This window comes from Streptomyces sp. NPDC054842 (genome assembly GCF_053611025.1).
Genome location: NZ_JBSGZN010000002.1, coordinates 11,269 through 37,765 on the forward strand (window position 1 = coordinate 11,269; position 26,497 = coordinate 37,765).

General features: G+C 70.8%; 23 protein-coding genes. 10 read left to right on the top strand and 13 right to left on the bottom strand.

The features are described from left to right. Position 1: 1 nt before the first annotated feature. Genes ACWGIS_RS01785 through ACWGIS_RS01800 form a run of 4 tightly spaced genes read right to left on the bottom strand, consistent with a single transcriptional unit; the run spans position 2 to position 3,895 of the window. Positions 2-1,222 (bottom strand): M20 family metallopeptidase, encoded by a 1,221-nt coding sequence (locus ACWGIS_RS01785; protein WP_453360437.1) that lies wholly within the window; start codon positions 1,220-1,222, stop codon positions 2-4. Then, a complete protein-coding gene (locus ACWGIS_RS01790; protein WP_453360438.1) occupies positions 1,219-1,983 on the bottom strand; it encodes an amino acid ABC transporter ATP-binding protein in 765 nt (254 codons plus the stop codon). The genes ACWGIS_RS01785 and ACWGIS_RS01790 overlap by 4 nt, the downstream gene beginning before the upstream one ends. Next, positions 1,980-2,942, bottom strand: a complete 963-nt coding sequence (locus ACWGIS_RS01795) for an amino acid ABC transporter permease (RefSeq protein ID WP_453360439.1) — start codon at positions 2,940-2,942, stop codon at positions 1,980-1,982. The genes ACWGIS_RS01790 and ACWGIS_RS01795 overlap by 4 nt, the downstream gene beginning before the upstream one ends. Beyond that, complete coding sequence (locus tag ACWGIS_RS01800) at positions 2,939-3,895, bottom strand: ABC transporter substrate-binding protein (protein WP_453360440.1); 957 nt, start codon at positions 3,893-3,895, stop codon at positions 2,939-2,941. Before ACWGIS_RS01800 ends, ACWGIS_RS01795 begins: the two co-directional genes overlap by 4 nt. Positions 3,896-4,226: 331 nt before the next feature. Here ACWGIS_RS01800 and ACWGIS_RS01805 point away from each other — a divergent pair, with 331 nt between their 5' ends. Beyond that, positions 4,227-5,651 carry a pre-peptidase C-terminal domain-containing protein gene (locus ACWGIS_RS01805; protein WP_453360441.1) on the top strand — a complete coding sequence of 475 codons (1,425 nt, stop codon included), beginning with the start codon at positions 4,227-4,229 and terminating at the stop codon, positions 5,649-5,651. Between the two features lie 168 nt (positions 5,652-5,819). Further along, positions 5,820-5,999, top strand: coding sequence for a DUF6480 family protein (locus ACWGIS_RS01810; protein ID WP_355786206.1), 180 nt, complete (start codon positions 5,820-5,822; stop codon positions 5,997-5,999). Positions 6,000-6,159: 160 nt separating this feature from the next. Here ACWGIS_RS01810 and ACWGIS_RS01815 read toward each other — a convergent pair whose 3' ends face one another. Continuing rightward, entirely contained in the window at positions 6,160-6,738 is a 579-nt protein-coding gene (locus tag ACWGIS_RS01815) for a DUF4383 domain-containing protein (protein WP_453360442.1), read from the bottom strand. 178 nt (positions 6,739-6,916) lie between these two features. Beyond that, a complete protein-coding gene (locus ACWGIS_RS01820; protein WP_453360443.1) occupies positions 6,917-7,939 on the bottom strand; it encodes a GlxA family transcriptional regulator in 1,023 nt (340 codons plus the stop codon). A gap of 403 nt (positions 7,940-8,342) precedes the next feature. Here ACWGIS_RS01820 and ACWGIS_RS01825 point away from each other — a divergent pair, with 403 nt between their 5' ends. Then, positions 8,343-9,488, top strand: coding sequence for a TDT family transporter (locus ACWGIS_RS01825; protein ID WP_453360444.1), 1,146 nt, complete (start codon positions 8,343-8,345; stop codon positions 9,486-9,488). 93 nt (positions 9,489-9,581) lie between these two features. On the opposite strand, the gene ACWGIS_RS01830 is transcribed toward ACWGIS_RS01825, so the two are convergent. Beyond that, entirely contained in the window at positions 9,582-12,434 is a 2,853-nt protein-coding gene (locus ACWGIS_RS01830) for a multifunctional oxoglutarate decarboxylase/oxoglutarate dehydrogenase thiamine pyrophosphate-binding subunit/dihydrolipoyllysine-residue succinyltransferase subunit (RefSeq protein ID WP_453360445.1), read from the bottom strand. 265 nt (positions 12,435-12,699) lie between these two features. Here ACWGIS_RS01830 and ACWGIS_RS01835 point away from each other — a divergent pair, with 265 nt between their 5' ends. Both ACWGIS_RS01835 and ACWGIS_RS01840 read left to right on the top strand, forming a co-directional pair. Further along, entirely contained in the window at positions 12,700-13,161 is a 462-nt protein-coding gene (locus ACWGIS_RS01835; protein WP_453360446.1) for a MarR family transcriptional regulator, read from the top strand. Between the two features lie 251 nt (positions 13,162-13,412). Further along, positions 13,413-15,134: an MOSC domain-containing protein gene (locus ACWGIS_RS01840; protein ID WP_453360447.1), complete on the top strand. Its 1,722-nt coding sequence runs from the start codon at positions 13,413-13,415 to the stop codon at positions 15,132-15,134. Between the two features lie 185 nt (positions 15,135-15,319). Here ACWGIS_RS01840 and ACWGIS_RS01845 read toward each other — a convergent pair whose 3' ends face one another. Continuing rightward, positions 15,320-15,769, bottom strand: a complete 450-nt coding sequence (locus ACWGIS_RS01845) for a spore-associated protein (RefSeq protein WP_453360448.1) — start codon at positions 15,767-15,769, stop codon at positions 15,320-15,322. Positions 15,770-16,083: 314 nt separating this feature from the next. Here ACWGIS_RS01845 and ACWGIS_RS01850 point away from each other — a divergent pair, with 314 nt between their 5' ends. Beyond that, positions 16,084-16,920: a hypothetical protein gene (locus tag ACWGIS_RS01850; protein ID WP_453360449.1), complete on the top strand. Its 837-nt coding sequence runs from the start codon at positions 16,084-16,086 to the stop codon at positions 16,918-16,920. Positions 16,921-16,978: 58 nt separating this feature from the next. On the opposite strand, the gene ACWGIS_RS01855 is transcribed toward ACWGIS_RS01850, so the two are convergent. The 3 genes from ACWGIS_RS01855 to ACWGIS_RS01865 all read right to left on the bottom strand — a co-directional run bounded on the left by ACWGIS_RS01855 (position 16,979) and on the right by ACWGIS_RS01865 (position 19,317). Then, complete coding sequence (locus ACWGIS_RS01855; RefSeq protein WP_453360450.1) at positions 16,979-17,350, bottom strand: thiol-disulfide oxidoreductase DCC family protein; 372 nt, start codon at positions 17,348-17,350, stop codon at positions 16,979-16,981. Between the two features lie 58 nt (positions 17,351-17,408). After that, on the bottom strand, positions 17,409-18,053 hold the full coding sequence (locus ACWGIS_RS01860) for a GAP family protein (protein WP_453360451.1): 645 nt from the start codon (positions 18,051-18,053) through the stop codon (positions 17,409-17,411). Positions 18,054-18,300: 247 nt separating this feature from the next. Continuing rightward, positions 18,301-19,317, bottom strand: a complete 1,017-nt coding sequence (locus ACWGIS_RS01865; protein ID WP_453360452.1) for a PP2C family protein-serine/threonine phosphatase — start codon at positions 19,315-19,317, stop codon at positions 18,301-18,303. A 550-nt stretch (positions 19,318-19,867) separates the two neighbouring features. Between ACWGIS_RS01865 and ACWGIS_RS01870 the strand changes: the two genes are divergently transcribed. Further along, positions 19,868-20,899 (top strand): DUF4331 family protein, encoded by a 1,032-nt coding sequence (locus ACWGIS_RS01870; protein WP_453360453.1) that lies wholly within the window; start codon positions 19,868-19,870, stop codon positions 20,897-20,899. Positions 20,900-20,962: 63 nt separating this feature from the next. Here the strand turns inward: ACWGIS_RS01870 and ACWGIS_RS01875 are convergent, their stop codons facing one another. Continuing rightward, positions 20,963-21,841 carry an alpha/beta fold hydrolase gene (locus ACWGIS_RS01875; RefSeq protein WP_453360454.1) on the bottom strand — a complete coding sequence of 293 codons (879 nt, stop codon included), beginning with the start codon at positions 21,839-21,841 and terminating at the stop codon, positions 20,963-20,965. 111 nt (positions 21,842-21,952) lie between these two features. Between ACWGIS_RS01875 and ACWGIS_RS01880 the strand changes: the two genes are divergently transcribed. Further along, complete coding sequence (locus ACWGIS_RS01880) at positions 21,953-23,896, top strand: BTAD domain-containing putative transcriptional regulator (protein ID WP_453360455.1); 1,944 nt, start codon at positions 21,953-21,955, stop codon at positions 23,894-23,896. Positions 23,897-24,117: 221 nt separating this feature from the next. Here ACWGIS_RS01880 and ACWGIS_RS01885 read toward each other — a convergent pair whose 3' ends face one another. Next, the gene (locus tag ACWGIS_RS01885; RefSeq protein WP_453360456.1) at positions 24,118-25,554 is read right to left on the bottom strand and encodes an FG-GAP repeat protein; all 1,437 of its coding nucleotides are present in this window, start codon (positions 25,552-25,554) and stop codon (positions 24,118-24,120) included. A gap of 251 nt (positions 25,555-25,805) precedes the next feature. Here ACWGIS_RS01885 and ACWGIS_RS01890 point away from each other — a divergent pair, with 251 nt between their 5' ends. After that, on the top strand, positions 25,806-26,045 hold the full coding sequence (locus ACWGIS_RS01890) for a hypothetical protein (protein WP_453360457.1): 240 nt from the start codon (positions 25,806-25,808) through the stop codon (positions 26,043-26,045). Beyond that, entirely contained in the window at positions 26,045-26,422 is a 378-nt protein-coding gene (locus ACWGIS_RS01895; protein ID WP_453360458.1) for a fic family toxin-antitoxin system, toxin component, read from the top strand. The genes ACWGIS_RS01890 and ACWGIS_RS01895 overlap by 1 nt, the downstream gene beginning before the upstream one ends. Positions 26,423-26,497: the final 75 nt, after the last annotated feature.

Genomic DNA, 26,497 nt, shown 5'->3' on the forward strand with positions numbered 1-26,497 from the left:
GCTACACGGAGGGGTCGGCGACCTGGCCGAGCGCTGCCACGAGAGCGGCCAGCACGGCGATGCGCTGGGGGACGCTCGTGATGTCGAGCCACTCCTGGGGGGTGTGGTCCGCTCCGCCCACGGGTCCCAGCCCGTCGAGGGTCGGCACCCCCGCTCCGGCGATGAGGTTGGCGTCGCCCACTCCGCCGGTGGTGGTGGCCCCCAGCCTCACCTCAACGGCCTTGGCGGCTTCTCGTGCCAGGTCGAGCATGTGGCGGGAGGCGGGGGTGACCTCCATGGGAGGGCACAGGTCGAGTCGTTCGACGGTGACGGTGGTGCCGGGGACGGCGGGCCGGTCGGCGGTCTCCCGAATGGCCCGCTCGACCCGGCGGACGTCGGCTGTGCTGGTGGCCCGTACCTCCAGGCGAAGTTCGGCGTCGGCGCAGACGATGTTGGGCCGGCTGCCGGCTCTGACCGTTCCCACGTTGACGGTGACGTCGTCCCACCGGCCGTTGAGGGCCTGCAGATCGACGATCAGGTGGGCGGCGGCCAGAGCGGCGTTGGCGCCCCGTTCGGGTTCGATGCCGGCGTGGGCGGCCCGGCCGGTCACGGTGATGTGGAAGTCGGCCACGCCCTTGCGGCCGATGACGATGTCGCCGTTCTCGCGGGCGCACTCCAGGCCCAGTCCGTAGTGCATGCCGCGGGCCGTGCGCTCGATGAGGGGGCGGCTGGCGGGGGAGCCGATCTCCTCGTCCGGAGTGGCGAGGAGCACGAGTTCGTCGTAGGCCGTCCAGCCGTGCTCGCCGAGGATGCCGAGCGCCGTCAGTCCCGCCAGCAGACCGCCCTTGTCATCACTCACGCCCGGTCCGTGGGCGATGGATCCCTGCACGGTGAACGGCCGGGCCAGAGCGGTTCCCCGGTCGAAGACGGTGTCCATGTGCCCGGCGAGGAGGATTCTGCGGCCGCCCTCCTCCGCCGGGAACGTGCCCCTTTTGCGGGCGACCAGAGCGTCGCCGGCTTGACGGGCTCCGTCGGCGGCGAACCGTACACGCTCGACGGAGAATCCCATCCGCTCCAGACGCTTCTGCACCCAGTCGGCCACTCGGTTGACGCCTTCGGGATCGTAGGACCCCGAATCGATGGAGACGAGCTCTCGAAGATCCTCCACATAGCGGGCACGATGGGCGCTAGCCAGGTCGAGCAGGTCCGCGGCCAGTTCCTGCTGACGTGTCGCCGCGTTCACAGGACCTTGGACAGGAAGGCTCGGGTGCGTTCCTGTTCCGGCTCGACGAGAACACGGCGGGGATCACCGGCCTCGACCACGACGCCCTGGTCCATGAAGACGGCGGTGTCGCCGACTTCCCGGGCGAACCCGATCTCGTGGGTGACCACGACCATCGTCATGCCGTCCGCTGCCAGCCGGCGCATCACGTCCAGTACGTCGCCGACCAGTTCGGGGTCCAGAGCGGACGTCGGCTCGTCGAAGAGCATCAGCTTGGGTCTCATGGCGAGAGCGCGGGCGATGGCGACCCGTTGCTGCTGGCCTCCGGACAGTTCGGCGGGATAGTGGTGCCCGCGGTCCCCCAGACCGACCTGTTCGAGCAGGTGCCGCGCCCGCTCCCGGGCCTCGCCCCTGGGGACACCGCCGACATTGACGGGGGCCTCGGTGATGTTCTGCAGCGCCGTCATGTGGGGGAAGAGGTTGAAGCGCTGGAAGACCATGCCGATGTCGCGTCGGCGCTGGGCGACTTCCCGCTCGCGCAGCTCGTGCAGGTTGGTGCCGTGCTGCCGGTAGCCGACGAGCTCACCGTCGACGGTGAGCTTGCCGCCGTCGACTTTCTCCAGGTGGTTGATGCACCGCAGGAAGGTCGACTTTCCGGAACCCGAGGGGCCGAGCAGGCAGCACACCTGTCCCCGCTCGACGGTCAGGTCTATGCCCTTGAGTACCTCGAGTCCGCCGAAGTGCTTGCGCACGCCCTCGGCCCGGACCATCGCGGGGGTCATCGGCCCTCCTCCTTGTCCTTCGTGCCGAACAGCCCCATCGCGCCACCGGCCAACCGCCGCAGAGGGGAGGTGTGCCCGCCGTTCGCGGTGCCGCGTCCGTAGCGGCGCTCCAGCCACGCCTGGGGGATGCTCAGCACGCTCACGAGCGCCAGGTACCAGAGGCTGGCCACGACCAGCATGGGGATGACCTGGTAGTTCTGGGCGTACACGTCCTGGATGTTGGACATCAGGTCATGGGCGGAGATGACCGAGACCAGAGCGGTCATCTTCAGCATGTTGATGGTCTCGTTGCCCATCGGCGGAATGATGACTCGCATCGCCTGGGGCAGAACGATCCGGCGCATGGTGAGCGCCGGCCGCATGCCCAGTGAGTGGGCTGCCTCCGTCTGGCCGGGATCGACGGACTGGATGCCGGCACGGACGATCTCCGAGGCGTAGGCGGCCTCGTTCAGGCCGAGGGCGAGCAGTGCGGCGACCGCCGGGGTGAGCAGGGCGTTCGTCTCGGTCTGGAAGAAGGTGATGTCGGTGAAGGGGACACCGATCTTGACGTACTCGTAGAGGGCGGCCGCGTACCCCCAGAAGATGATCTGTACCAGCAAGGGAGTGCCGCGGAAGACCCAGACGAACGCCGTGGCGATGCCGTACAGGACCGGGCTGGACGACAGCCGCATGACGGCGATCAGGGTGCCCAGTCCCAGACCGAGTGCCATGGCGGCGGCGGTGAGCCAGAGTGTGGTGCCCAGGCCGTCGAAGATGAGGTCGGCGAACAGGTAGTGGCCGACGACGTCCCAGTGAAGATTGTCGTTCTTCGCGAGCGAGCCGGTGAGCCCGATGAGCGCCAGCACGCCGGCCACGGCGGCGATCCAGCGCCCGTAGTTGCGGACCGGGACCACGTGGAGCTCCAGTGGACCGGGGCCGCCGGCCGGTGGTGCCTCGATGGTGTCCTTGATGTCGGTCATCCCTGGTCGACCGCCGCGTTCCTGGTGGCTTCCTTCACGGCGATCGAGGCCACGCCGTACTTGGTGTAGATCTTGGTCACGGTGCCGTCGTCGATCAGTGCCTGCAGGGCCTTCTGGATCGCCTCGGTCAGTTCGGGCAGTTGCTTGCTGACGGCGATGCCGTTGGGCGAGGCGTTGTAGCCACCGGGGGCTTCGGGGTCTTCCACCAGGTCGAAGGCCTTGCCGTGGTCCGCGGTCTTGGCCACCCAGCCGGCGGCGGGCTTGGTCAGGACCTGCGCGACGACCTTGCCGGAACGCAGGGCGAGCTGTGCGTCGGAGTCCTTGGGGAAGGTCTGGATGTCGATCTTGCCCTTGCCCGTGGCGGAGCAGTCGGCCTGGCGGGACTTGAGCAGCTTCAGCTGGTTGGTGGCGGCCTGCACGGCGACCTTCTGTCCGCACAGTCCGTCCAGGTCGCCGATCTTGGCCGGGTTGCCGTCGGCGACCAGGATGCCCGACCCGGACTGGGAGTAGTCGACGAAGTCGACGACCTGCTGGCGCTCCTTGTCGTCGGTGATGGCCGACATCGCGGCATCGAACTTCCCGGCCTGTATGGCCGGGACGATGCCGTCGAACTTCTGTGGTGTGAACGCGAAAGTGACCCCGAGCTTTCCGCCCAGCGCCTGTCCCAGGTCGTGGTCCAGGCCGGTCAGCTCGCTCTCGCCCTCCTTCACGAACATCTCGAACGGCGGGTAGGGCACGTCGGTGGCCACCCGTACCTTTCCGGCGTTCCGGATCTTCTCCGGGAGCATGTCGTGCAGGGCCTGATCCCTGGTGACCTGGACTCCGGCGACCGAGACCCTCGCCCTCGCCGCGGGCGCGGGGTCGTCGGCGCTGTCTTGACAGGCGGAGAGCGTGGTGAACGCCAGGGCCGCTGTCGCGGCGGTCGCCGCACGCCGGGCGGGACGAGTGTTCATCGTGGTGGACCTCTCGATCATTTCTGCCGACGGACCCCTGCCATCGGCGACACTGCAGGAAGTTACAGATAGAACGGAACAATGGCTAGATGTATCGAGCGTTACTTTCACGTAACGCGGTACGGAGGGGGCGCGGGCGCTGTATCTGGCCCACCTGCGGCGGCATGTCGAGAGTGTGTACGCGCAGAAGACGGTGAGCGGCTGTACATCTACCCGAACGACGTTCCGACTTGTATCGTCCGCTACCAACATCTCCAGGCCCCGCCTTCCGGCGATGACGGACGCGCCATCCGCCGGGTGCGTCGCCGACTCCCCAGCCCTTGGAGCCCTCATGACGTTCCGTCATGCCCGCAGAACCGTCTACGCCGCCGTGACGCTGTGCGCTGTGACCCTGCCGCTGACCGTTGTCCAGCCCGCGCACGCCGCCGCCAACCGGATCAGACTCGGCAGCGCCAACGACGCGAGCCGCACCGCCTGGAACGGTCCCGCGTTCACGATGAACGGCGCGGGCGGCGTGGTGGCGGCCTCGATGAGCCGGGCCGTCGACGACATCCGCGGCGGTACAGGAAGCCTCGACGTCGTCGTCCTCGCCGGCTCCGCGCCCACCTCGGGCAGCGCGACGCCCGAGTGCGACACCGTCATGACCCTTCCAGGGGTCAACTCGTGCACGACCTGGACCCTCACCGCCGCCAGTGACGGCAGCAACAGCCAGGTCAACACCGACGTCCGCAACGCCGAGTTCGTCTACTTCGCCGGCGGTGACCAGTGCCGCTACGCCGCCTGGAAGGGCACACCATTGGAGGCCTCGGTGGAATCCGTCGTGGCCAAGGGCGGTGGAGCCGGCGGCGGCAGCGCGGGCCACCACATCAACAGTCCGGTCGTCTACGACGCCTGTAACGGCAGCGTCACCAGCACACAGGCCCTCGCCAACCCCTACGACCGAGCGGCCAGTTTCACCACCGGCATGTTCCAGTGGGCCGATTACGGCGCCGTGATCAACGACTCCCACTTCGTGACCCGCGACCGTATGGGCCGCACCATGGCGTTCGTCGCGAGGGCGGTGAAGGACGGTCTGACCAGCGGAGGCGCGGCCTGGGGTGTGGGGGTCGAAGAGGGCGGCTCCCTGTTCATCGACCGTGACGGCAAGGGGACGCAGTACGGCAAGGACGCCTACGTCGTCCTGGGCGACCACCAGCCCGAGCAGGCCGTCGACCGCAAGCCACTGACGTACTCGGGCTTCAAGATCTGGCGCCTGACGCCGGGCACCGGCTTCGACTTCAAAAACCGTCCCACGTGCGGCTATTACCTGCGCAGCGTCACCGACGGCGTGCCTGATGCCGGCCTCTACACCGGCACACCTGTCACCGACTGCGGCCGGACGGGTGGCGCGGCTCTGGCCGAGAGCGAGCCGAACGACACCCGCGACACCGCTGACGACGCCACCACCGTCGCCTCACCCGCCACCATCACCGGCGCCATGCAGGTCACCAGCGACCGCGACTACTTCCGGGTCTCCCTGGCCTCCGGGCAGACCGCCTCGCTCACCTGCTCGATACCCGCCGCCTACGACGCGGACCTGTACTGGCTCGACTCCTCCGGCAACACCCTGGAGCGCTCCGCGAATGACGGGGCCGGCACCGACGAAGCCCTCACCTTCACCCGTACCGCCTCCAGTACGGGCACCTACTACATCGACGCCGAGTCCTACAGCGGATCCGGCACCTCTCCGTACACCTGCACCCTGACCAAGAGCTGACCTGCGGCGCCGCGGCCGGCGAGCACCGGATGTCCGTCGGCCGATGGCCAGGCAGCTTGACCCCCGGTCCCCGCTCAGGGGCATCGGGGGTAGTCATCGGTCCGTGGGCCCGAGTGCGGCACGGCGCGCGCAGGTGCACGGTGCCGGTGCGTCCCGCAAGCTGGAGTCATGACGGATCCACTCGTCCCTCCCGAAGAGACACCACCGGTCGAGGGTTCCACGGCCGAAGCCCATCAGGAACTGGCTGATGGCGGGCCGTGGGAACACCCCGTGCTCTGGATCTGCCTCATCATCGCCGGCGCCGTGCTGGTCGCGGGCTACTTCATCGCTCGCATCACGTCCTTCTGAACGCCCTCACGCGACCTCCTTCCGCGCGCCGTCGCACGACCTCGTGCCGAACGATCGGGGGCGGCGGAACGGCGAAGGCCGACAGTGGGGTCGATCCAGGACCCGCCGAGCCCGCGGCGAGCACGTCGCGCGGGCCCGGCCAGGTCGCGTATTTCGGCCTCTACGCCTGTGTCTCGTTCGGCGCGGCTGCGGGCGGTGTGAGCGTCCGGCCGCCGCCGGTGGGCAGCGCGGCGGGTGACTGCGCCGCCCTGCGCCTGGCCAGGGACTCCTTGGCGGCCTGGCGGGCGTGGCGGCGGCGCCAGTACGGGTTGTCGTGGGAGAGCCTGCTCGACACCCGGCCGTACATCCCGCAGGTGAGGATGACGAGCCCCATGACGAAGCTGAACATCACGTTTGTCATGCCGAAATCGAGGACGTTGGCCGGCTTGTCCAGGACGAAGATGTGGGCGAAGCCGCTCACCAGGAACAACGCGCCGATCACCATGTTGAGTGTCGAGGCGAAGTTGCCTCCGACGACCGCACCGCCGATGAGTGCCAGCGCGACGACGACGGAGATCAGACTGAGGACGCCGTTGGTCGACATGCCCGCGATCTGCTGCCCGTCCGTGTCGAACGGGCTGAGCTGGTCGGCGAAGCCGAGAATGCCGAAGGCGAGCACGATCAGGCCGCAGGCGGCGGCGCTGTAGCGGTAGACCGTCGCCAGTCTGTGGTCGACGGGGAACTCGTCACTGAGTTTCATATCGGTCCTCTCCGGAGCGGGGACGTCGTGTCCCGCCAGGGGGCTGCGCCCGTGCTGCGGCGGCGCTGTCTCCTCTTCGCCCGTGCCGTCGCGGACGGTTGCAGGCAAACGGGTGACAATCCCCGCGAAGGGAACCAGGGGAGTGGAAAGGGACTGGTGTATCCGCCCCGGGAGGTGCTCAGGCCGCGGGGGAGTGGGTCATGCGTGCGGCCTTGGCCGTGACGCCCGTGGTCCGGAAGCGCGCTCGGTAGGCTCCTGGTGTGATGCCGAGGTTGCGTGCGAAGGCCCTGCGCAGGGACTCCGGTGAGCCGAAGCCGCTGTGCCGTGCGACCGAGGCCATGGGGTCGTCACCGCCTTCGAGCATGGCCTTGGCGGCCTCCATGCGGACCTGTTCGACGTAGCGGGCGGGCGTCGTGCCGAGCTCCTCGCGGAACAGCCGGGTCATGTGGCGGGTGCTGATGCCCCCTCGTCGTGCCATGGCCGCGAGGCTGTGATCGGCCGAGGGGTCCTCCGTGGCCGAGTCCAGGACCCTGCGCAGCATGTCCTGCCTGGTGTGCGGGCTGCTGGTGCGCACACTGAACTGCGACTGCCCGCCCGGACGCTGCATGAAGACGACCATGTCCTTGGCGACCGCCCGGGCGACGTCCACCCCCAGCTGCTCCTCCACCAGGGCCAACGACAGGTCGATCCCCGAACTGACGCCCGCGGACGTCATCATGCGGCCGTCGCGGACGAACAGCGCGTCGGGGTCCACCCTCACCCGCGGGTACCGCAGCGCGAGCTGGTCGGTGAAGCGCCAGTGGGTGGTCGCCCTGCGCCCGTCGAGCAGCCCGGAAGCGGCGAGGAGGAAGGCGCCCGTACAGACGGACGCGGTGAGGCGGCTGTGCGCGTCCAGTGCCTGGACGGCACCGAGCAGTGCGTCGTCCTTCATCAGGGACGGCCATTCGGGGCCGCCGGGGACGAGGACGACGTCGCTGGTGTACGGCACCTGCGCGGCGGAGAGGTCCACGCTCAGTCCGGTGCCCGCCGAGGTGACCACGTCGGCGCCGTCCGGTGAGGCGGTGCGTACCCGGTAGCGGCCGCCGAACTCGTTGGCCGAGGCGAACACCTCGATCGGCCCGGTGACGTCGAGGAGGCGTACGCCCGGGAAGACCAGCACTGTCACCAGCAGCGGCTTCCGGCCGGGCGACCTGTCGGTCATGGGGAGCCTCCTGCGTGGCTGTACGGGTTCGATCATCACCAGGTGAGTCGGGGTGCTTGGGGCGCATGCCGGGCATGGGTCCCGTCACCTCCGGTGCTCACCGGTCCACTCGCCTACAACGACCATCAGTCCCCTCGTCATGCCCGCACAACCGGACACGGGACCCTCGGTCGCGGACATCGACCGGCGGGAAGGCGGGTCGCCGGTGCGGGGCGGATCTCGTGTCCTGGAGCGAGGGCGGCGTGGCCTGCGCTGATGTGTGATGCCGCAGGGGTGCCGCCCTAGCTTCGAGATCTACGCGCTGACGGGGTCGGCCGCGACTGTGAGCTTCCGTACGGCGGCCGACCGGTCGTGGCGGTCACCGACGGTGTGACCGCTCCGAGAAGACAAGGCCCATCGCACCGTGACACCCCGCACCAGCACGACATCAGCCCTGCCCTCAGAGGACGGCACGGGCACGGAACATCCGGCCGACGCCCGTGCCGCACGACGGCGCGACGGGGACGCCCGGAGCCGTGCGCTGCTCAGCCCCAGTTGGTTCGCGGCCGTCATGGGCACCGGGATCGTCGCCAACGCCGCGGCCACCCTGCCCCGGAGCTTCGCCGGGCTGCGGGGCGCCGCCACGGTGGTCTGGGCAGGGGCCGCGGTGCTGCTGGTCGCCCTGATCATCGGCTACGTACGAAGGCGTGCGGTGCGCGTGCACGCCGCGGACCCGGTGCTGGCGCAGTTCTTCGGGGCGCCGCCGATGGCGCTGCTCACCGTCGGCGCCGGGTCCCTGCTGCTGGGCGAGCGGGTCCTCGGCGCACGGGTCGCGCTGGACGTGGACTGGGTGCTGTGGTTCGCCGGGACCTTCCTGGGTCTCGGTGCGGCCTGCGCCGTCCCCTACCTGATGATCACCCGTCACCGCTTCTCAGCGGACGCGGCGTCCGGCGGGTGGCTCCTGCCGGTCGTACCGCCGCTGGTCTCCGCCGCGACGGGCGCGCTGCTCGTCCCGCACGCCCCGGCCGGGCAGCTGAGACTGGCCATGCTTCTGAGCTGCTGCGCGATGCTCGGGCTCGGGCTGATGGCCGTTTTGGTCGTGCTGGCGATGGTCTACAGCCGCCTCGTCCACCACGACGCACCCATCGGCGCGGTGGTGCCCACCGTGTGGATCGCGGTGGGGGCGCTGGACCAGGCGGTGACGGCGCTGGGTGCGCTGTCGACGGCGGCGCCGAGCGCGCTGCCCGCTCCGTACGCACACGGCATCGCCGTCGCCGCGATCCTGGGCGGGGTCGGGGTGTGGGGCTTCGCGCTGCTGTGGCTGGTGCTCGCCACGGCGCTGACCGTGCGGGAGATCCGCCGGGGCCTGCCCTTCGCACCCACCTGGTGGTCCTTCATCTTCCCGTTGGGCGCCTGCGTGACAGGCACCGGGGCCATTGCCGCCCTCACCGGCTCACAGCTGTTCGTGTGGAGCGCGGTCGGCCTCTACGCCGTGCTCTTCGCCGCGTGGGCAGTGGTCGCCTGGCACTCCCTGCGCCACGCGGCCGGCCGGTTGCGAGGACGGGGCTGAGGCCCGCCCGCCCCTACGAGGCGGGGAACTAGGAGGCCGCTTCCGCCCGTCTCGCGTCCGGCCCGCACTGGTGGCCCCGGCTGCAACCGCTGCTCAGCGGAAGGCCGAGGTCACCAGGGCTTCCTGCTCCTGAGCGTGCCGTCGGGCGGAGCCGACGGCGGGAGCGGCTGACGCGGGGCGGCTGACGCATTCCACCGGGCCACTCACCAGAGGGCGCAGACGCGGCTCGACGAAGGACCAGGGTCCCTGGTTCTCCGGCTCCTCCTGCACCCAGCGCACGTCCACGGCGCCGGGGAAGCGGGCGATCTCCGCCGCGAGCTCCCGCTCCGGGAACGGGTACAGACGCTCCAGGCGGACGATCGCCGTGTCCGCCGACCCCGAGCTCCTGCGACGGGCGTCCAGGTCGTAGTAGACCTTCCCCGAGCAGAGCAGCACGCGGGTGACCCGCGCGGGGTCAGCAGCGAGGTCCGGGAGGACCGGGCGGAACTCCCCCCGCGTGAATTCGTTCAGGGCGGAGGTGGCCGCCTTCGACCGCAGCATGGACTTCGGAGTGAAGATCACCAGGGGTGTGCCGCCGGCGTCCGACGCGTGCCGGCGGAGCAGGTGGAAGTAGTTGCCCGGCGTGGACGGCAGGGCGACGGTCATGTTGTCCTGGGCGCACAGCTGGAGGAACCGCTCGATGCGGGCGGAGGAGTGGTCCGGCCCCTGTCCTTCGAGTCCGTGCGGCAGCAACAGCGTGAGGGCCGAGCGGAGTCCCCACTTCTGGTCGGACGAGGCGATGAACTCGTCGATGACGGTCTGCGCGCCGTTGGAGAAGTCACCGAACTGCGCCTCCCAGAGCACCAGGGCCTCGGGCCGCGCCAGGGCGTACCCGTACTCGAATGCCAGGGCCGCCAGTTCGGACAGCATCGAGTCGTGGAGGGAGAAGCGGGCCGCGCGCGGGCCGAGGTGGTTCAGCGGTGTGTACTCGGCGCCGCTGTGCCGGTCGGTGAGCACGGCGTGGCGTTGGCCGAAGGTGCCCCGGCGGGAGTCCTGTCCGGTCAGCCGCACCGGGACACCGTCCAGCAGCAGGGAGCCGATCGCCAGTGTCTCGGCCGTGGCCCAGTCGATCGTGCCGTCGTCGAGCATCGCCGCACGGCGGGTGAGCTGCGGCAGCACGCGGGGGTGCACCGTGAGGTCGGGCGGCAGGTCGGTCTGGGTGGCGATGACGCGCCGGGCGGTGGGTTCGTCGATCGACGTCGCCACCGGCCGCCGTGCCCGCAGCTCGGCATCGGGGCGGCGCGGACCTTCGGCGGAACGTGGGGCGGCCGGCGTCGTCCGGGTCTCGGCGAAGGCCCGTTCGAGGTGTTCCTGGTAGTTGCGGCGCGCGCCCTCCACCTGGGCCACGGTGAGCTCCCCGCGACGGATCAGCGAGTCGGCGTACAGCGCGCGCACCGAGGGCCTGGCACCGATGCGGTCGTACATCCGCGGCTGGGTGACGGACGGGTCGTCGACCTCGCTGTGGCCGTGGCGCCGGTAGCAGACCAGGTCGACCACGACGTCCTTGTGGAACGTCTGCCGGTAGTCGAAGGCCAGGCGCGCGACGCGTACGACGGCCTCCGGGTCGTCCCCGTTGACGTGCAGGACCGGTGCCCCCACGGCGTGGGCGACATCGGTGGCGTAGGTGCCGGAACGGCCGCCGGCGGGCGGGGTGGTGAAGCCGAGCTGGTTGTTGACGACGACGTGGACGGTGCCGCCGGTGCGGTAGCCCGGTAGCCGCGACATGTTGAACGTCTCGGCGACCACGCCCTGCCCGGCGAACGCCGCGTCGCCGTGGACGACGACGGGCAGCACGGAACGCGGGTCACCGCCCTCCTCGGCGGGCTCCTGCCTGGCGCGCACCACTCCCTGGACGACCGGACCGACGATCTCCAGGTGCGAGGGGTTCGCCACGACCGAGACGCCGATGCTCCCGCCGGTCAGCGCGCGGTAGGTGCCCTCGGCACCGAGGTGGTACTTCACGTCTCCCGAGCCCCGGAGGCCGGGGACGTCGGCGGTGTCCAGGAACTCGTCGAAGATCTCGGCACAGCTCTTCCCGACGATGTTGGCCAGGACATTGAGCCGCCCGCGATGCGCCATGCCGATGACGGCGTCCGCCGTGCCCGCGTCGATGGCGCGCAGCAGCAGGGCGTCGAGCAGCACGATCGCCGACTCGCCGCCTTCGAGCGAGTACCGCTTGTGGCCCACGTACTTCTTCTGCAGGAACGCCTCGAAGGAGTCCGCCGCTCCCAGCCGGTAGAGGACCTGCAGCTTCTCGGCCCGGTCCGCCCGGTGTTGCGGGCCCTCGACGCGCTGCTGGATCCAGCGCCGTTCGCGGGCGTCGGTGAGGTGCATGTACTCGAAGCCCACCGTGCCGCAGTAGAACTCCCGCAGGGTGATCACCACGTCCTGGAGAGCCATCGTGGTGTGCCCGGCGAAGCCGTCGACGACGACCTTTCCGGCGGGGTCCGCGCCGTCAAGCCTGTACACGGCGAGATCGAGTTCCCGGCGAGCGGCGGCGGGCCCCGTCGCGAGCGGATCCGTGGCGGCCGCCAGATGGCCGCGCGTGCGGTACGCGGCGATGAGCTCCGCGACGCGCACGGCCGTGAGCATCGCCACGTCGCCTCCGCCACGCTGCGCGGGAATCACCGCGCCCGCCGGCCCGCCCGCCGGAGGAGCGGGGAAGGCGTGGGCTGCGAAGAAGTCGCGCCAGGTCGGGTCGACCGACCGGGGGTCGTGCCGGTAGCGGTGCCACTGTTCGTCGACGACCCATGCGTTGGGCCCGAAGTCCGCGGTGGGCACGGCTCGGCCTGTGTCTGGTTGTGACGTCACGGCGCAGAACGCCTTCTTTCCTCGTCTGGAGCGTCGGGCTGCCGGACGCGGTCCGTGTCGTCGTCCACACGTATGTCCCGTGTCTCCCGTACTCATGCCGCTTGCCGGGATTCGACCTGTTCGACCGCATCGTGCTGCCGACGGTAGGACGACCTGGAGCCGGAGGCGGCGGCTGACCGGGACACCACAGCCTCACTTCAGGACATCGGGGTTTTGACGTGCCGAGTCGACGAGAGCCGAGGTGGGAGGCGCTGTCCTGATCCGAGGGCTGCGTGTCCGACCGGTCGGGCACCACTCCGGCGGTGAGCCCGGTTGTCGACGTCACGCCGCGGCTCCGCGGCCCGACCCTCGGGAGAGAACCATGCACATCGCCGATGCGCCGACCGCCACCCGGTGGGAGCCCGCCCGAGTCCTGCGGACCCTGGGCGTCCTGCACGGCGAGCTGCGGGTACGGCACGGCCTGTCGCTCCACGCCTACCTCACTCTCGGCACCCTCGCCGAAGCCGCCACCGGGTCCATGCCCGTCGCACGGCTGACGGCGTCGCTGCGGGAATCGGGGGACCGGATGTCCTACGTACTCCGAGGACTCCAGGCGGCCGGTCTGGTCGAACGTGACCGGGCGGAACGGGACCGCAGGACGGTCGACGTCAGCCTCACGGATGCCGGACGGGCCGCATGGGCCGATGCCGAGAAGACCGCTCAGGCACTCTTGCGCCGGCACCTCGCGTACGGGGTGAGAACCGCGTCCGCCGGCGCCGAGGGCGGTGGGAACACCGGCCCGGAGGAGCTGCCCGCGACGGGCGACGCTGCGAGACGGGGATGAGACAGACGGCCGGCGAGTGGGCGACTGGCAGCCGAGCGCGGATGGGCTCGACCGCCGCCCGGTGTCACCGAGCGGCGGCCGAAGCGTTCCCGGCGGCGTTCACGTGCGCGGTGACCTCGCACGGCACCCCTCCAGCTCACACAATGGAGAGGACCCACCGCGTCCCACCGGATGCGTGACGGGTGCACGCATGACCGGTGCTCCGCCGCCGCTCGGCGTGGGCGAGGACCCGCGTCAGGGAGGAGCCGGGGATGCCTTCATTGCTGTCGGTGAACGTCGGCATGCCGCAGAACGTGACCTGGCAGGGCAGAACCGTCCGCACCGGCGTCTGGAAGTACCCGGTGCCGGGCGCGGCAATGGTTCGCCGACTCAATATCGACGGGGACGGCCAAGGCGACCGCGCGGGGCACGGTGGCGAACAGCGCGCTGTCCTCGTCTACCAGCTGGAGTCCTACCGGTACCGGCAGCGGCACTTCGGCCGGGACGACTTCACCTACGGCGAGTTCGGTGAGAACCTCACCGTCGACGGCCTGAGCGACGACGAGGTCTGCATCGGTGACCGCTACGTCATCGGGGACGCCGAGTTCGAAGTCAGCCAACCCCGGGTCACCTGTTACCGCGTGGGGCTGCGCGTCGGCGAACCGCAGCTGCCGGCCCTGCTCGTCGGCCACCACCGGCCCGGCTTCTACATGCGCGTCATCCGCGAAGGCCATGTCCGGGCCGGCGACACGATCACCAAGACCCGTACCGGGCCGGGTGCGCTGAGTGTGGCCGACACCGACGCCCTGCTCTACCTGCCCGGCCGCGACCCCGACAAGCTGCGCCTGGCCCTGTCCGTCCCGGCCCTGAGCCCCGGGTGGCAGGGCTCCTTCCGCGACCTGCTCGCCGCCGACCCCTCCGAGGCACCCAGTGGCCCGGCCTGGGCGGGCTTCCGCGAACTGCGGGTGGACGAGGTGGTCGCCGAGAACTCCTCCGTCACCTCGCTGTACTTGACGTCGCCCGACGGCACTCCACTGCCCGACCCCCGCGCCGGCCAGTACCTCACGCTGCGGATCCCCTCGGCGGCGCGACCGGTGCCGGTGCGCAGCTACTCGCTCTCGTCGACGCTCGCCGACGGCCGCTACCGGATCAGCGTCAAGCACGAACCCCACGGCACGGTGAGCGGATACCTGACCAGCCGGACACACCCCGGCGCCCTGCTCGACGTAGCGGCACCCCGCGGTGAGTTCGTCCTCACCGAGGGCAGCGAACCGGTGGTCCTCGTCTCGGCCGGCATCGGTCTCACCCCCGTGCTCGCCATGCTCCACGAACTCGCCGCCCACGACCGCGACCGGGAGGTCTGGTGGATCCACGGCGCCCGCAGCCCCCGGGAACACCCCCTCGCCGCCGAGGCGCACGAGCTGCTCGCCGCCCTTCCGCACGGACACGAGCACGTCTTCTACAGCGCGGCCACCGCCGAGGACCACCCCCACGGCGACTTCACCCGGGGACGGCTCACCCGGGAGGCCCTCATGACACTGGACCTGCCCGCCGACGCCGCCGCCTACCTGTGCGGACCCGACGCCTTCATGACCGACATGCGGCACGCCCTCACGGCCACCGGCGTCGACCCGGACCGTATCCGCACCGAAGCCTTCTCGGCGCTGCCCGCCATCAACCCCGGCCTCACCTCCGCAGCGGCCGGGTCGCCGCACCAGCCCCCGGGCCCACCCGGAACGGGACCGCAGGTGACCTTCGCCCGCAGCGGCGTCTCCACGCCCTTCCCCGAGGACCGGCGCAGCGTGCTCGAACTCGCCGACGCGTGCGACGTCCCCACCCGCTGGAGCTGCCGCACCGGCGTGTGTCACACCTGCACCACCCCGCTGCTGTCCGGAGCGGTCACCTACGCCCCCGCACTGCTGGAGAACCCGCCGGAGGGCGAGGTGCTGATCTGCTGCGCCCGACCGGACGGCGACATCGTCCTCGACATGTGAAAGCGCGCATCGGTCCGACCTGTACCCGTGACGAGGGCGTCAAGCTCAGCTGATGGACAGTCAAATCAACCTCGTGACTGTCTACTTGGTGCCAGTGCGACGGGCCCTGCAGGAGGGCCGGCGCTTGCCGATGCCCCGGCCGAACGAAGCGGCGGGACACCGAAAGCGCCGGTCCGGCCCGGGGGTCAGCGGGTGGTGGTCACCCGGTGCTCCTGGAGGCTGGCACAGTTGGAGCCGGTGACCTGCACGTAGATGCCGCCGATCTGGCCGCCCCAGTCGACGCAGTGGTTCTTGCCGTAGACGTAGGTCGGGCCGGCGTACGACGTGTACCGACCGAAGTCCTCGTCCGAGGCGTTGGTGTCGGGAACGTAGACCCAGGCGGACATGTCCATGGCCGTGCCCGGGTTGTTGCGGATGGTCGCGACGCAGTTGTTGCCGTTCGAGGCGTTGTACGTCAGGTAGATCGTGCCCAGCGAGCCCACGGGCGCCGAGTTCACGGTCTTGTAGCTGCTGCCGCAGACCTTCTGCGGGGTGGTGTTGGGCGCGGCGGAGGCCGGTGCCGCCAGCGCGGTCGTGGCACCGACGGTCAGGGCCGCCACGGCGGTGGCGCCCAGGACGGAACGGGTGAACCTCATGTTTCCCCCTTGAGTTGGAGATGCCGAGTCTGCACCTGGGACGTGCGCGAGGGCACTCACTTTCAACGCGGTCGAACTGAGTCGTCCCAGCCGGTCCTCGCCTCGATCCGATCCGGGAAGGCCGACCCACTGCGGGGGAGAGCCGCACCTTTGAGCATCGCCCCCCAAGCGTCGCCCTAAAGCGCCGACCGTCAGGCCGCACCCGTACCCGTACCCGGGTGCCGGTGCCGGTGCCGGTCCGTTCGAGCCGGGTCGCGCAACTGGGCCGGAGTCGCAGAAGGGGAAAGGCGGTACCGGGCGGCTACGGTCGGCAGGTGAGCACCTCCGAGGAGACCGCAGAGGGCGCGGGGCCCTTCACCACCCGGCTGACCTGGGTCCTCGACGACGGCGGCACCGCTGTCTGGGAGTCGCGCCTGGCACGCAAACGAGGACTGCTGCTCGTACGGCCCGCGCCCGGCCCGACGCCCCGTCCCCGACGTGCGGACAGCGTGTCGATCACCAGGCTGCGCAGACTGAACTCCGTCGCCGCGGCCGCCTTCGCCGCCGGCGGGGGTCTCTTCGCCGTCGGAGCCGGGCTCGCGCAGTTCGGCACGGGCGGCACGACGGGTGTCTGGATCTACTTCGCCGGCGGTCTGCTCTTCAACACGGGCGGCTACGCGTCACTGCTGCAGGCGATCAACGCGCCGCGCCGGGACGGCGCGTCCGAGGCGCTGCGCGGGCGGAGCTGGAAGTGGTGGAGCTACGAACCCGGCCGCATCGACTGGCTGAGCACCTTCCTGCTGTTCGTGGGAACGCTCGTCTTCGGGATCAACCTCGTGAGCGCCCTGCTGACGGGGCTCTCGACGCAGCAGACGAACAGGCTGATCTGGGCCCCCGACATGGTCGGCTGCGTCCTCTTCCTGATCTCGGGGCACCTCGCCCTGGCCGAGGTGTGCCACGGGCGGTTGGGCGTACGTCCACGCGACCTGGGCTGGTGGATCGTCGCGGTCAATCAACTCGGCTCCGTGCTCTTCATGGTCTCGGCGCTGGCCGACTTCACCAGGCCGGCCACGGGAAGCGTCTTGAACGTCGACATCGCCAACTGGGGCACTCTCGCGGGAGCGCTGTGCTTCTTCGTCGGGGGGCTGCTGCAGGCCTTCGAGCGTCCCTGACGCGCCGGGGACGGTCCGGCGGCGCCGACCCCGGTCCGCCTTGGCCCCCACCCCACCGTCACAAGATGGGGCGGCAGGCCGCTGTTCCCCCCGGCAGACGGCCGCGGTTGTGGGCCACCACGCGATAGGCGCCGTGAGCGATCCAGCGCACCAGCGGCAGTGTCAGCACGGTGCCCGCGACGGCCCACCCACCGCCGGCGCTCATCAGCAGCTTGGCCACGGCCTGCACACCGCCGTACACCGTCCCGGTAGGGGTGACCCACAGGGCCTCGTACTGCGCCCGGTGCCGGTCGGTGCCGAGTGCCGCGAGGTCGGCCCGCTGCCAGGGGACCGCTTCACAGCGCGGCTTCACCAGCCTCCGGAGGATGTCCACGGCTCTGGTGCAGAAGCCGCAGTCTCCGTCGAAGACGAGTACGGGCCGGGTACGCACTCCCCCATCGTGCCGCACTCGGCCGAGCCGTGCGCCGTCCGGGCCGGAGGCGCCCGTGTCAGGTGACCAGCTCGTAGATGCTGTGGGCCGTCAGCCACAGGCCGAGGAGGAGCGAGAGGGTGACGACCAGCTGGTCCTGGTGGTCTTCGAGCGCGCTTCGCAGGGCGTTCAGCCGGGCGTTCGCGGCCGAGGGCGCGCGGAGTGTGTACGTCTCCATGACGATGAGGCTGAGGGTGGCCAGCAGGCAGTAGCCGATCAGTGTCAGCCAGGCGGTGGGCGTGGAGAGGTCCGCGTTGACGGCGGACGCGGCGCCCGCGCCGACCAGCGCCCAGGGCTGCAGCAGCCATGCCAGACCGGCCGCGGTGGCCAGGGAGGCGTCGTCGATCTTGGCGGTCCAGCGTGGCGGGCCGTGAGGGCGGGGCGGCTTGCGGCGCCGGTGTGCGCCGTACAGGACGAGGGCCAGTCCGAGAGCGAGTTTCACCGCGATCGCGGCCGTCGAGGGGGAGGTGTGCCGGGCCGGTGGGTGGCCGCCGGTCAGCAGGGCGACGCACGCGATCACCACGAGCAGGTTGGCCAGCCAGGACAAGGCGAAGGCCAGGCCCTTGCGTACGCCGTGCCGTGAGGAGAGCAGCAGGATGAAGGCGCTGTTGTGCAAAGGGCCCAGGGTGATGGCCGTACCGATCAGGACCAGGTCGAGGACCACGGGATCAGTCGCTCCTGGGTGTCGGGGCCGGGTGCCGCCTGCGCAGAAGGCCGTGGACGGCGGCGGCGCGCCTGTTGGTGATGTCGACTGTGCAGGGGGTGACCCAGCGGGTCAAGCAGGTCACGCCCGTGTCCCGGCACCGGGTGTGCGGGCGTGCGGCCCCGTGTCCGCCGTCGCACGGATCCGGCTGGCGTGCGACCCGTCCTTTTCGCTCTCACGTGCCTGGGCCGGTGATCCCGGGCGGCTGTCAGCGGTAGCGCACGGCGAGTGCGGCGATGTCGTCGTCGAGCCGTCCGCCGCTGTAGCGGAGCAGGTCCGTGTGGAGCTGGTTGAGCAGTTCCCGGGGCTCCTCCGTGCGATGGTGGTGCATCCACTCGGGCAGCGGGAAGAAGGTGCCGCCGGGATCGCGGGTCTCCGTCACGCCGTCGGTGTACAGCAGCATCTGATCGCCCGGCGCGAAGGCGATGGTGTCCACGAAGTAGTTGTTTCCGAGGAGCGCGGCGAGATTGAGCGGTGTCGAGGGGACCGTGGGTTCGAGAACGCGGACCTCGCCGCTCTGCACGAACACCGGCGGTGGATGTCCGCAGTTCAGGACCCGGACGAGCCCGCCGCCGTACGGGATCTCGATGATCAGGGCGGTGGCGAAGTGTTCCTGCTGGTCGTCGGCGGGAATGGCGGCGCTGTGCCGGGTCATGGTGATCTGCAGCCGGTTGATCAGGCCTTCCAGGTCGGGCTGGTCGTAGGCGTTCTCCCGGAAGCAGTTGATCACCGCCGCGGCCGCGCCCACCGCCGACAGGCCCTTGCCGCGTACGTCGCCGATGAGCAGGCGCAGGCCGTACGGCGTGTCGGCCACCTCGTAGAGGTCACCGCCGATGCGCGCCTGCTCCTGTGCCGCCAGGTACAGCGACTCGATCTCGATGTCCCGGACGCGGTGCGGCAGCGGCCGTAGGAGCACCTTCTGTGCCGCGTCGGCGACGAGCCGGACCTGGAAGAGCGTCTCCTCGCGCTGCAGTCGCAGATGGCTGGCGTAGGCGGCCGCGAGAGTGACCGCGGCGATGGCCGCAGCCGTGTACGGCGTCCCGAGGTCGGAGTGGACGAAACTGAGGCAGATCATGATCAGGAAGCAGAACGCCCCCAGCAGGATCGTGGGCAGGACGGGCCACAGAGCTGCCGCCAGAGCGGGTGCAGCGGGCAGGAGGCGGCTGAAGGCGATCTCTCTGGGGGTGGCGAAGGCGACGCCGGCGATGAGGACGGTGACGAGCACGGGTGACAGCGTGATGGCCTGCCGCTGTCCGTCGAGGGGACGCCGACGACGTCGGCTCCGTACTGGTCTGGTCACAATTCCGATCTTATGCGGACGAAGCGGGTGGCTGACGGATGCGCCACAGTCTGTCCGGCTCTCCTCGGCCGTGGACGGGGCGAGGTTGCCCGAGTGTCGCGGTGACGGTGGGCGGCCGAGTCCGTGGCCCCGCCGCATCGACGACTGCGCGATGCGCCCCTGCGTGCGCCGGCCGACCGGTGACAGCCGCTCGGGCATGCCGGTGCGGTGACGACCTGGACGGGCGCACCCGGTTCCTGCTGCGGCAGCTCCCACGGGCGCACGTTTGGCACGAAAAAGGGCTGAATTAGGCAAAGCAATTAAAATGGCTGGAGATGCAAGGAAGGCCGTCGGCCTTCGAGACGTCTTCTGGAATCCGTTCGGGCTGGTACCTGGCCACGAAACGGTGTCGTGCAGGTGGCGGCTTCAGTGACCGTACGCGTTTCGCGGTCGAGAGAGGCGTTCGCCCTTACCGCAGTCATGTGGAGCCACTGATATGTCCCATCATCTGGATTCCCCCGCGGCCCGGGCCGATGCCCGCCTGAACATTTCGGACCTCTACGTGTTCCGGGGTGAACGAGGCACGGTCTTCGTGATGAACGTGGCCTCCGAATCCGCGGGTCCGAGTGCGCCGAAGGGGTACCACCCGGAGGCCAGATACGAGTTCAAGGTCGACGGTACGGGCGACAACGTCGAGGATCTGGCATACCGCTTCCGTTTCGGGACCGCGGACGCGGACGGGTCGCAGACGGTGGAACTGCGCAGACTCGTCGGAGCGGACGCCACCGACGACGCGGCCGCCGGCACGGTGCTGTCCACCGGCACGACGGGGCACACGCTCGACGGTGCGGAGGGACTGCGCGTGTGGACCGGCCGCGCCGGCGACCCGTTCTGGATGAACCCCGTGGTGGTGCAAGCGGTCGGCCAGGCGTTCCAGCACGGTACCGACGTCGACGTACCGGCTCCGGACGGGACGTCGGTGAAGAGCCTGTTCTCCGAGCAGAAGGTGTGGTCCATCGTCCTGGAGGTACCGGACGCCGACCTGCTGCCCTTGACGAGCGGGCCCGACATCCGCGTCTGGGGGGTCACGGCCCTCGCGACCGACTCCGGCGGATGGCACCGTATCGACCGGTGCGGACTTCCGATGGTCTCCCCGATATTCGCGCAGTTCGACGACGACCTCGCCGAACGGCTCAACCAGACTCCGCCGACCGGCGATTCGGAAGCGTTCGCCGAGGAGTTCGCCGCCCGGGTGGCCGCGGTGGTGGGCGCCCGTCGGACCGCCACCGACGCGGAGGAATACGGCCGGGAGGTAGCCGACCGCATTCTCCCGAACACTCTCCCCTACACCGTCGGCACACCGGCGGTGTTCGGATTCGCGGAGTTCAACGGGAGAGCGCTGAACGACAACGCCGGCGAAGTGATGTTCTCCCTCACCACGAACAGCGCCCTCAGTGTCGGCCTGGGCAAAGACGCCGTCGACGCCCCTCCCACCGCGTTCTTCCCGTACGTGTCGCCCGCGATCTGACGGGTGCGGTCCGCAGAGGAAGACGTGGTTGAGCAGGACGCCGGGCCGGCGCCGTCAGGGGCGTCATCGGGCGAGGAGGTCCTGGATCGCCGCGGTGATCTCGTCCGGGGCTTCCTCCGCCATGAAGTGCCCCGCCCGCGTCAACCGGTGGTCCAGGTCGGGTGCCCACGCCTTCCACACGCCGGCGGCGTCATAGCCCAGGCGTGTGCCCCAGTCCTGCTGGACGACCGTCACGGGCATGGCCAGCTGCGAGCCGGCGTCCAGATCCGCCTGGTCGTGTTCGACGTCGATGCCCGCCGAGGCGCGGTAGTCGGCGACGATCGATGTCACCGCCGCGGCACTCGCCCGCAGGTACTCGGCACGCACGTCCGCGGGCACGGCGGTCGGGTCGTCGGTCCAGGCGTCGAGGAACGAACCGAAGAACGCGTCCGCGCTGTTGCCGATCATCGTCTCCGGCAGGCGCGGAGGCTGAGCCATGAGGAAGAGGTGGTACGCGACCGCTGCCGGGGCGCCGTGCAGGACGTTCCACATGTCGAGCGTCGGCACGATGTCGAGGAGTCCGAGGTGCGTGACGGTGTCCGGGTGGTCCAAGCCGGCCCGGAAGGCGACCAGGGCGCCCCGGTCGTGGCCGACCAGGGCGAAACGCTCGTGGCCGAGCGCCGCGGCCAGGGCCACGACGTCGGCGGCCATGGCGCGCTTGGCGTACACGCCCGGGTCGGTGGCCTCCGGCTTGCCGCTGGCGCCGTAGCCGCGCAGGTCGGGACAGATCACCGTGTGCTGTTCGGCGAGCCGCTTCGCGACGTGCCGCCACATCAGGTGGGTCTGCGGGAAACCGTGCAGCAGGATTACCGGGGGACCACTGCCGCCGACAGCGGCAGCCACGTCCACGCCGTCCGTGCCGGGCACGCGGACGAGGTCGAAGCCGGGAATGGTGAGGGCCATGGGAGGCCGTCCTTTCGGGTGGGGAACTGACGGCGTCAGCCTGCGCGAAACCGATGAGCAGCCGATCAGCACGGCTGGGCGTAGCCCCCTCCCGGCACGGAGGATGGGGGCATGCGCATTGACGTGCTCGGGGCCGTACGAGCCCTGCGTGATGACGGCACTCCCGTCGAACTGGGCGGACCACGCCATCGCGAGGTGCTCGGGCGGCTGGTCGCCGCCGAAGGCCGGATGGTCACCACCGACACCCTGGTCGGTGACTTGTGGGCCGATCCGCCGGATCGCGCCGTGGGCGCCCTGCGCACCTTCGTCGCCGCCCTGCGCCGGTCCCTCGAACCCGACCGTGCGCCGCGCACCCCGCCGCGGGTCATCGTCACCGAAGGGCCCGGCTACGCGCTGCTGCTGCCCCGTGAGGACGTCGACGTCCACCATTTCCAGGACACCCTGTCCCGAGCCCGGCAACACCCCGATGCGGTGACCGACCTCGAAGCGGTCCTCGCGTCCTGGCGCGGACCCGCTTACGCCGACGTGGCCGACTCCGTATGGGCGCAGCGTGAGCGGACGCGGCTGGAGGAGCTGCGGCTGGAGGGGGTGGAACTGCGCGCGCGCATCCTTTTGGACGCGGGCGAGGGGCCCGGTCTCGTGGCCGAGCTGGGTGCCCATGCCGCCGAACACCCCTGGCGCGAACCCGCCTGGGAGCTGCTCGCCCGCGCGCTCCACCACGCCGGCCGCAGGGCTGACGCGCTGGCCACCCTTCGCCGCGCCCGCGCGATGCTCGCCGGCCAACTCGGGCTCGACCCCGGTCCGGCCCTGCGAAGCCTGGAGGCGGAGATCCTCACGGGGTCCCCGTCCGCCGCCGACACCCGGACCGCGTGGCCCGGCCGAAGTGTACGGCTCGGCCCGCGCACCACGGTGGATCTGGCCCGCACCCTTGCACTGGCGGGTGGGGAAGCCCTCGTCCACTCGCGGCGCGACCGCCTCGCGGCCATCCAGGCCGCCCACCGCACGGGTGACCTCCTGCTGACCGCCCGGGTCATCGGCGCTTACGACGTGCCCGCACTGTGGAGCCGGGCCGACGACCCGGAGCAGTCACGAGCCGTCGTCGAGGCCGCCGAACGCACGCTCACGGCGCTGGGTCCCGCTTGCCCCGCCGACCTGAGTGCCCGCCTCCTGGCCACCGTCGCCGTCGAGAGCCGCAGCGCCGATCTGTCCGCACTCCAGCGGGAGCGCGCACACCAGGCGGCCCGGCAGAGCGAGGCGCTGGCACGGGGCCTCGCCGACCCCGCGCTTCTGGCCTTCGCTCTCAACGGGCGCTACCTCCAGTCGTTCGCCCGACCCGGGCTCGCCGCCGTGCGGGACGGTATCGGGGCCGAGCTCCTCGACCTGGCCACCCGCCACGGCCTGCCGAACTTCGCCGTACTCGGCCGACTCGTCCGGCTGCAGTCCGCTTCGGCACTCGGCGACCTCGGCGCCGCGACCGCGCACGCCGACGCGGCCGAACAACTCGCCGCGAGCACCGAGGCGTCCCTCGTGCCCGTGCTGACCGGGTGGTACCGAGCCCGGGCCACCGCCGCCCGCAGCGCGGAACCCGATGGCCCCAGCGCGGCCACGGCGGCAGCGCACTACCGCGCCGCCGAACTCCAGCTGAGGACAGCCGGCATGGCAGGACTGCACCGAGGTCTCTTCCCGCTCGCCCTCCTAGGCCTGCGCCTGCTGCACGACCGGCCCGCGCCCACCGACCCGCGCCTCGACTGGGGCCCGTACCTGCCGTGGGCGCGGCCGCTCGTCCTGCTCGCTCAGAACCGGGGCGAGGAAGCCCGAACCGCCCTGCGGTCGGCGCCGGAACCGGCGCGTGACCACATGCAGGAGGCCATGTGGTGCCTCACCGTCCGCGCCGCCGTTCGCCTCCGCGAACGGGAGGTCGCCGCCCAGGCCGCGGCCGCCCTGCGCGATGCCCACGCGGAGCACGCCGGTGCCGCCAGCGGACTGCTGACACTGGGCCCGGTCGCGGTGTACGTCGCGGAAGCGGAGGAATGCGCGGGCACGAAGGTCAACTGAGGGCAACGAAGGTCAACTGACGGGCCGTCAAAGCCGCTTGCTGCACGGGTGGTTCGCTGCCCGCACTGCTCCGGCCGGAGTGTGTTCTCGGGCAGCGGACCGAGCCGGCGAGTCGTGCGGCGGTCCGTGACCGGCACGACACGCCTCCCGGACACCGGTGACCAGGCGATCGGTGACCAGGCGACACGCGGACCCGCCGGGTGCCCGGACAAGTCCAAGTCCTAGGACTCCATTATCTGACCGTACGCAATGGCCCCGTTGGGCAGCGCGAAGCCGAACGGGGTCAGCGACTTGCCCAGCGGATAGGTCTCCTCGGTGCTGCTCGGCGCGAACCAGACGCCGCCCGACCTGGGGTCACCGGCGTTCTCCCCGGGCGCGCTCACCGCGGTGTCCCACAGTCCGTCGCGGTTGTAGTCGCCGACCGCCACCTGCGCGCCGAAGCGGTCGCCGGCCTCGGCCGTGCCGGGCATGTTCGGCGTGCTCTGGCTGCGGGCGAGACCGCCGTAGAGGCCGTGCTCCGTGCCGTTCACGGTGACGTACCCTCCCGCGTCCTTGACGGTGCCCACGTCCTCGCCGGGCACGCCGACCACCAGTTCCGGGCGGCCGTCGCCGTTCAGGTCGCCCGCGGCCAGCGCGGCGCCGAAGTCGTCGCCCTCCTCGGCGGCACCCCCGACCTCCGGACTCGACTGATTGACGCACTGGTTGTCGTCCCCGAAGTTCCCGGTGGTCGAGCCCTTGAGCACGAGCACCGCACCACCGAGCCGGTCCTCGCAATGGGTGGTCTCCGACTCGGGGTTGTCCTGTACGAGACCGACCGCGAGGTCGTCGGTGCCGTCCAGGTCGAAGTCCGCGGTGGCCAGTGCGCTGCCTCCGTCGGGGTCGCCCCACCACCGGGCCGGGTTGCCCTGCTCGTCCCAGCGCGTGATGAAGGTGCCGGCATTCTCCGTGCTCTTCCAGACGGTGGCGAGGTCGTCACGTCCGTCGCCGTCGAAGTCGCCGGTGGCCAGGTCCCGGGTGCGGCCGCCCATGCCGTAACTGCGCAGGGTGGTGGTGGTCACCGGGTCGGCGGTGAGTGGTCCCGGGCGGAAACGGAGCGCGCCGCCCTCTTCGTCGCTCTCGCCGTACGCGAGGTCCGTGTCCCCGTCGCCGTCGTAGTCACCGGTCGCCAGGGTGCGGCCGATGTTGCTGTACTCGGACACGCCTCGGGCCACGGTGACGCCCTCGACGTTCCACCCCGAGCCGTCCAGGACGGTGATGGTGCCTTCGTCCTTGAGCTGGTCGGAGGTGAGGGACTCGCCGTTCGCGCCGACGACGAGCTCGAAGACGCCGTCGCCGTTCACGTCGACGGGTGCCACGGAGGAGCCGAAGCGGTCACCTGCCTCGGGCGTGCCGGGTATGCCGGCCTCGGCCTGGCTGATGACGCCGGTGGACTGGCTCGGGCTCTGCGGGCCGCCGAAGATCACGCTGACGTAACCGGCCTTGGCCTTGCCGTCCACGGTGGCATCGGGCATGCCGACCGCGATGTCCGCGTATCCGTCGCCGTTGAAGTCGAATCGCGGAGTCGTGGCGGCCGCGGCGTTCCCGGCGAGCGGCAGGGTCAGACCGGCGGCGGAGAGTGCCGCTGCGGCGGCGGTGGCGGCCAGGGTGCGTGCACGCACGATGGAACTCCCGTGGTTGAAGAAGGGATTGAAGGCGAAGACCTTCGCTGATGTGACTCGCGAGGTGTGTGAAGGGTTGCGTGAAGGTGGCCACCTGGTGAATGTGACGCAGGGCGGCCTCGCGCCCTCGCGGGCGGCAAGTGAGGGGCCGGCTGTCGCGGCCCCGGACGATGAGGTGGCGTGTCGTCGCGCGAACAGAGGGATGGCACTCGCGGCTCGACCGCCCTGGTAACACCTGTTACCATGCGGGCATGGCCAAGACACAGCTGGGCGCACGCGTGGACGAGGACGTTGCCGAACTCGCGAAGAAGCGTGCTGCGGATCTGGGGCTCGGGGTCGGGGACTACCTCGCGCGACTGGTGCAGGAGGATGCCAGCGGGCTGCGCGCCCACGCGGTCGACGCGGCGGCCCGCTTCCTGGCCGACCACCAGGCTGTCTTCGACGACGCCGAGGAAGCCCAGCAGACGGCTCGGGGAGCGCACGCGGCCTGATGGAACTGCACATCGACGTTCCCTGGATCCTCCAGGTCGCCGAGTTGGCCGGCGCGAACGACCCGGCCCCCGACGACTACGGCGTCCCGGTCTCAGCGATCGCTCGCCACCGGGCCGAGCTGCTCGAGGAGCCGATCTACAGCGGGCCCTACGCCAAGGCCGCCGCCTTGGTGCACACGCTGGGCCGCTGCCGCTGGCTGGAGCGCTCCAACATGGCCGTCGCCGCCGCGTCCGGGGTGATGTACCTGGAGGCCGCCGGGATCTCCGTCAAGCCCGGCCGCCAGGATGCGGTCGCCCTGAAGGACCTCCTGCTGGATCCCGCCTGCACCGCCGGGAAAATCGCCGCTCTGCTGCGGACCTGGCCCACCGCCAGCTGACCCAGGGCGGTCCGCTGCGCGCGCTGGCAGCGTCTCAGGGGCCTTGGCCGACTGAGTGGTGATGTGGCGGTGCCG

Excerpts from the sequence above, each read along its gene's own strand:
- ACWGIS_RS01890 (WP_453360457.1), top strand. The coding sequence starts at position 25,806 with ATGGCCAAGACACAGCTGGGCGCACGCGTGGACGAGGACGTTGCCGAA.
- ACWGIS_RS01880 (WP_453360455.1), top strand. The coding sequence starts at position 21,953 with ATGCGCATTGACGTGCTCGGGGCCGTACGAGCCCTGCGTGATGACGGC.
- ACWGIS_RS01810 (WP_355786206.1), top strand. The coding sequence starts at position 5,820 with ATGACGGATCCACTCGTCCCTCCCGAAGAGACACCACCGGTCGAGGGT.
- ACWGIS_RS01820 (WP_453360443.1), bottom strand. The coding sequence starts at position 7,939 with ATGACCGACAGGTCGCCCGGCCGGAAGCCGCTGCTGGTGACAGTGCTG.
- ACWGIS_RS01805 (WP_453360441.1), top strand. The coding sequence starts at position 4,227 with ATGACGTTCCGTCATGCCCGCAGAACCGTCTACGCCGCCGTGACGCTG.
- ACWGIS_RS01840 (WP_453360447.1), top strand. The coding sequence starts at position 13,413 with ATGCCTTCATTGCTGTCGGTGAACGTCGGCATGCCGCAGAACGTGACC.
- ACWGIS_RS01835 (WP_453360446.1), top strand. The coding sequence starts at position 12,700 with ATGCACATCGCCGATGCGCCGACCGCCACCCGGTGGGAGCCCGCCCGA.
- ACWGIS_RS01830 (WP_453360445.1), bottom strand. The coding sequence starts at position 12,434 with ATGAGTACGGGAGACACGGGACATACGTGTGGACGACGACACGGACCG.
- ACWGIS_RS01895 (WP_453360458.1), top strand. The coding sequence starts at position 26,045 with ATGGAACTGCACATCGACGTTCCCTGGATCCTCCAGGTCGCCGAGTTG.
- ACWGIS_RS01815 (WP_453360442.1), bottom strand. The coding sequence starts at position 6,738 with ATGAAACTCAGTGACGAGTTCCCCGTCGACCACAGACTGGCGACGGTC.
- ACWGIS_RS01845 (WP_453360448.1), bottom strand. The coding sequence starts at position 15,769 with ATGAGGTTCACCCGTTCCGTCCTGGGCGCCACCGCCGTGGCGGCCCTG.
- ACWGIS_RS01795 (WP_453360439.1), bottom strand. The coding sequence starts at position 2,942 with ATGACCGACATCAAGGACACCATCGAGGCACCACCGGCCGGCGGCCCC.
- ACWGIS_RS01875 (WP_453360454.1), bottom strand. The coding sequence starts at position 21,841 with ATGGCCCTCACCATTCCCGGCTTCGACCTCGTCCGCGTGCCCGGCACG.
- ACWGIS_RS01790 (WP_453360438.1), bottom strand. The coding sequence starts at position 1,983 with ATGACCCCCGCGATGGTCCGGGCCGAGGGCGTGCGCAAGCACTTCGGC.
- ACWGIS_RS01800 (WP_453360440.1), bottom strand. The coding sequence starts at position 3,895 with ATGAACACTCGTCCCGCCCGGCGTGCGGCGACCGCCGCGACAGCGGCC.
- ACWGIS_RS01870 (WP_453360453.1), top strand. The coding sequence starts at position 19,868 with ATGTCCCATCATCTGGATTCCCCCGCGGCCCGGGCCGATGCCCGCCTG.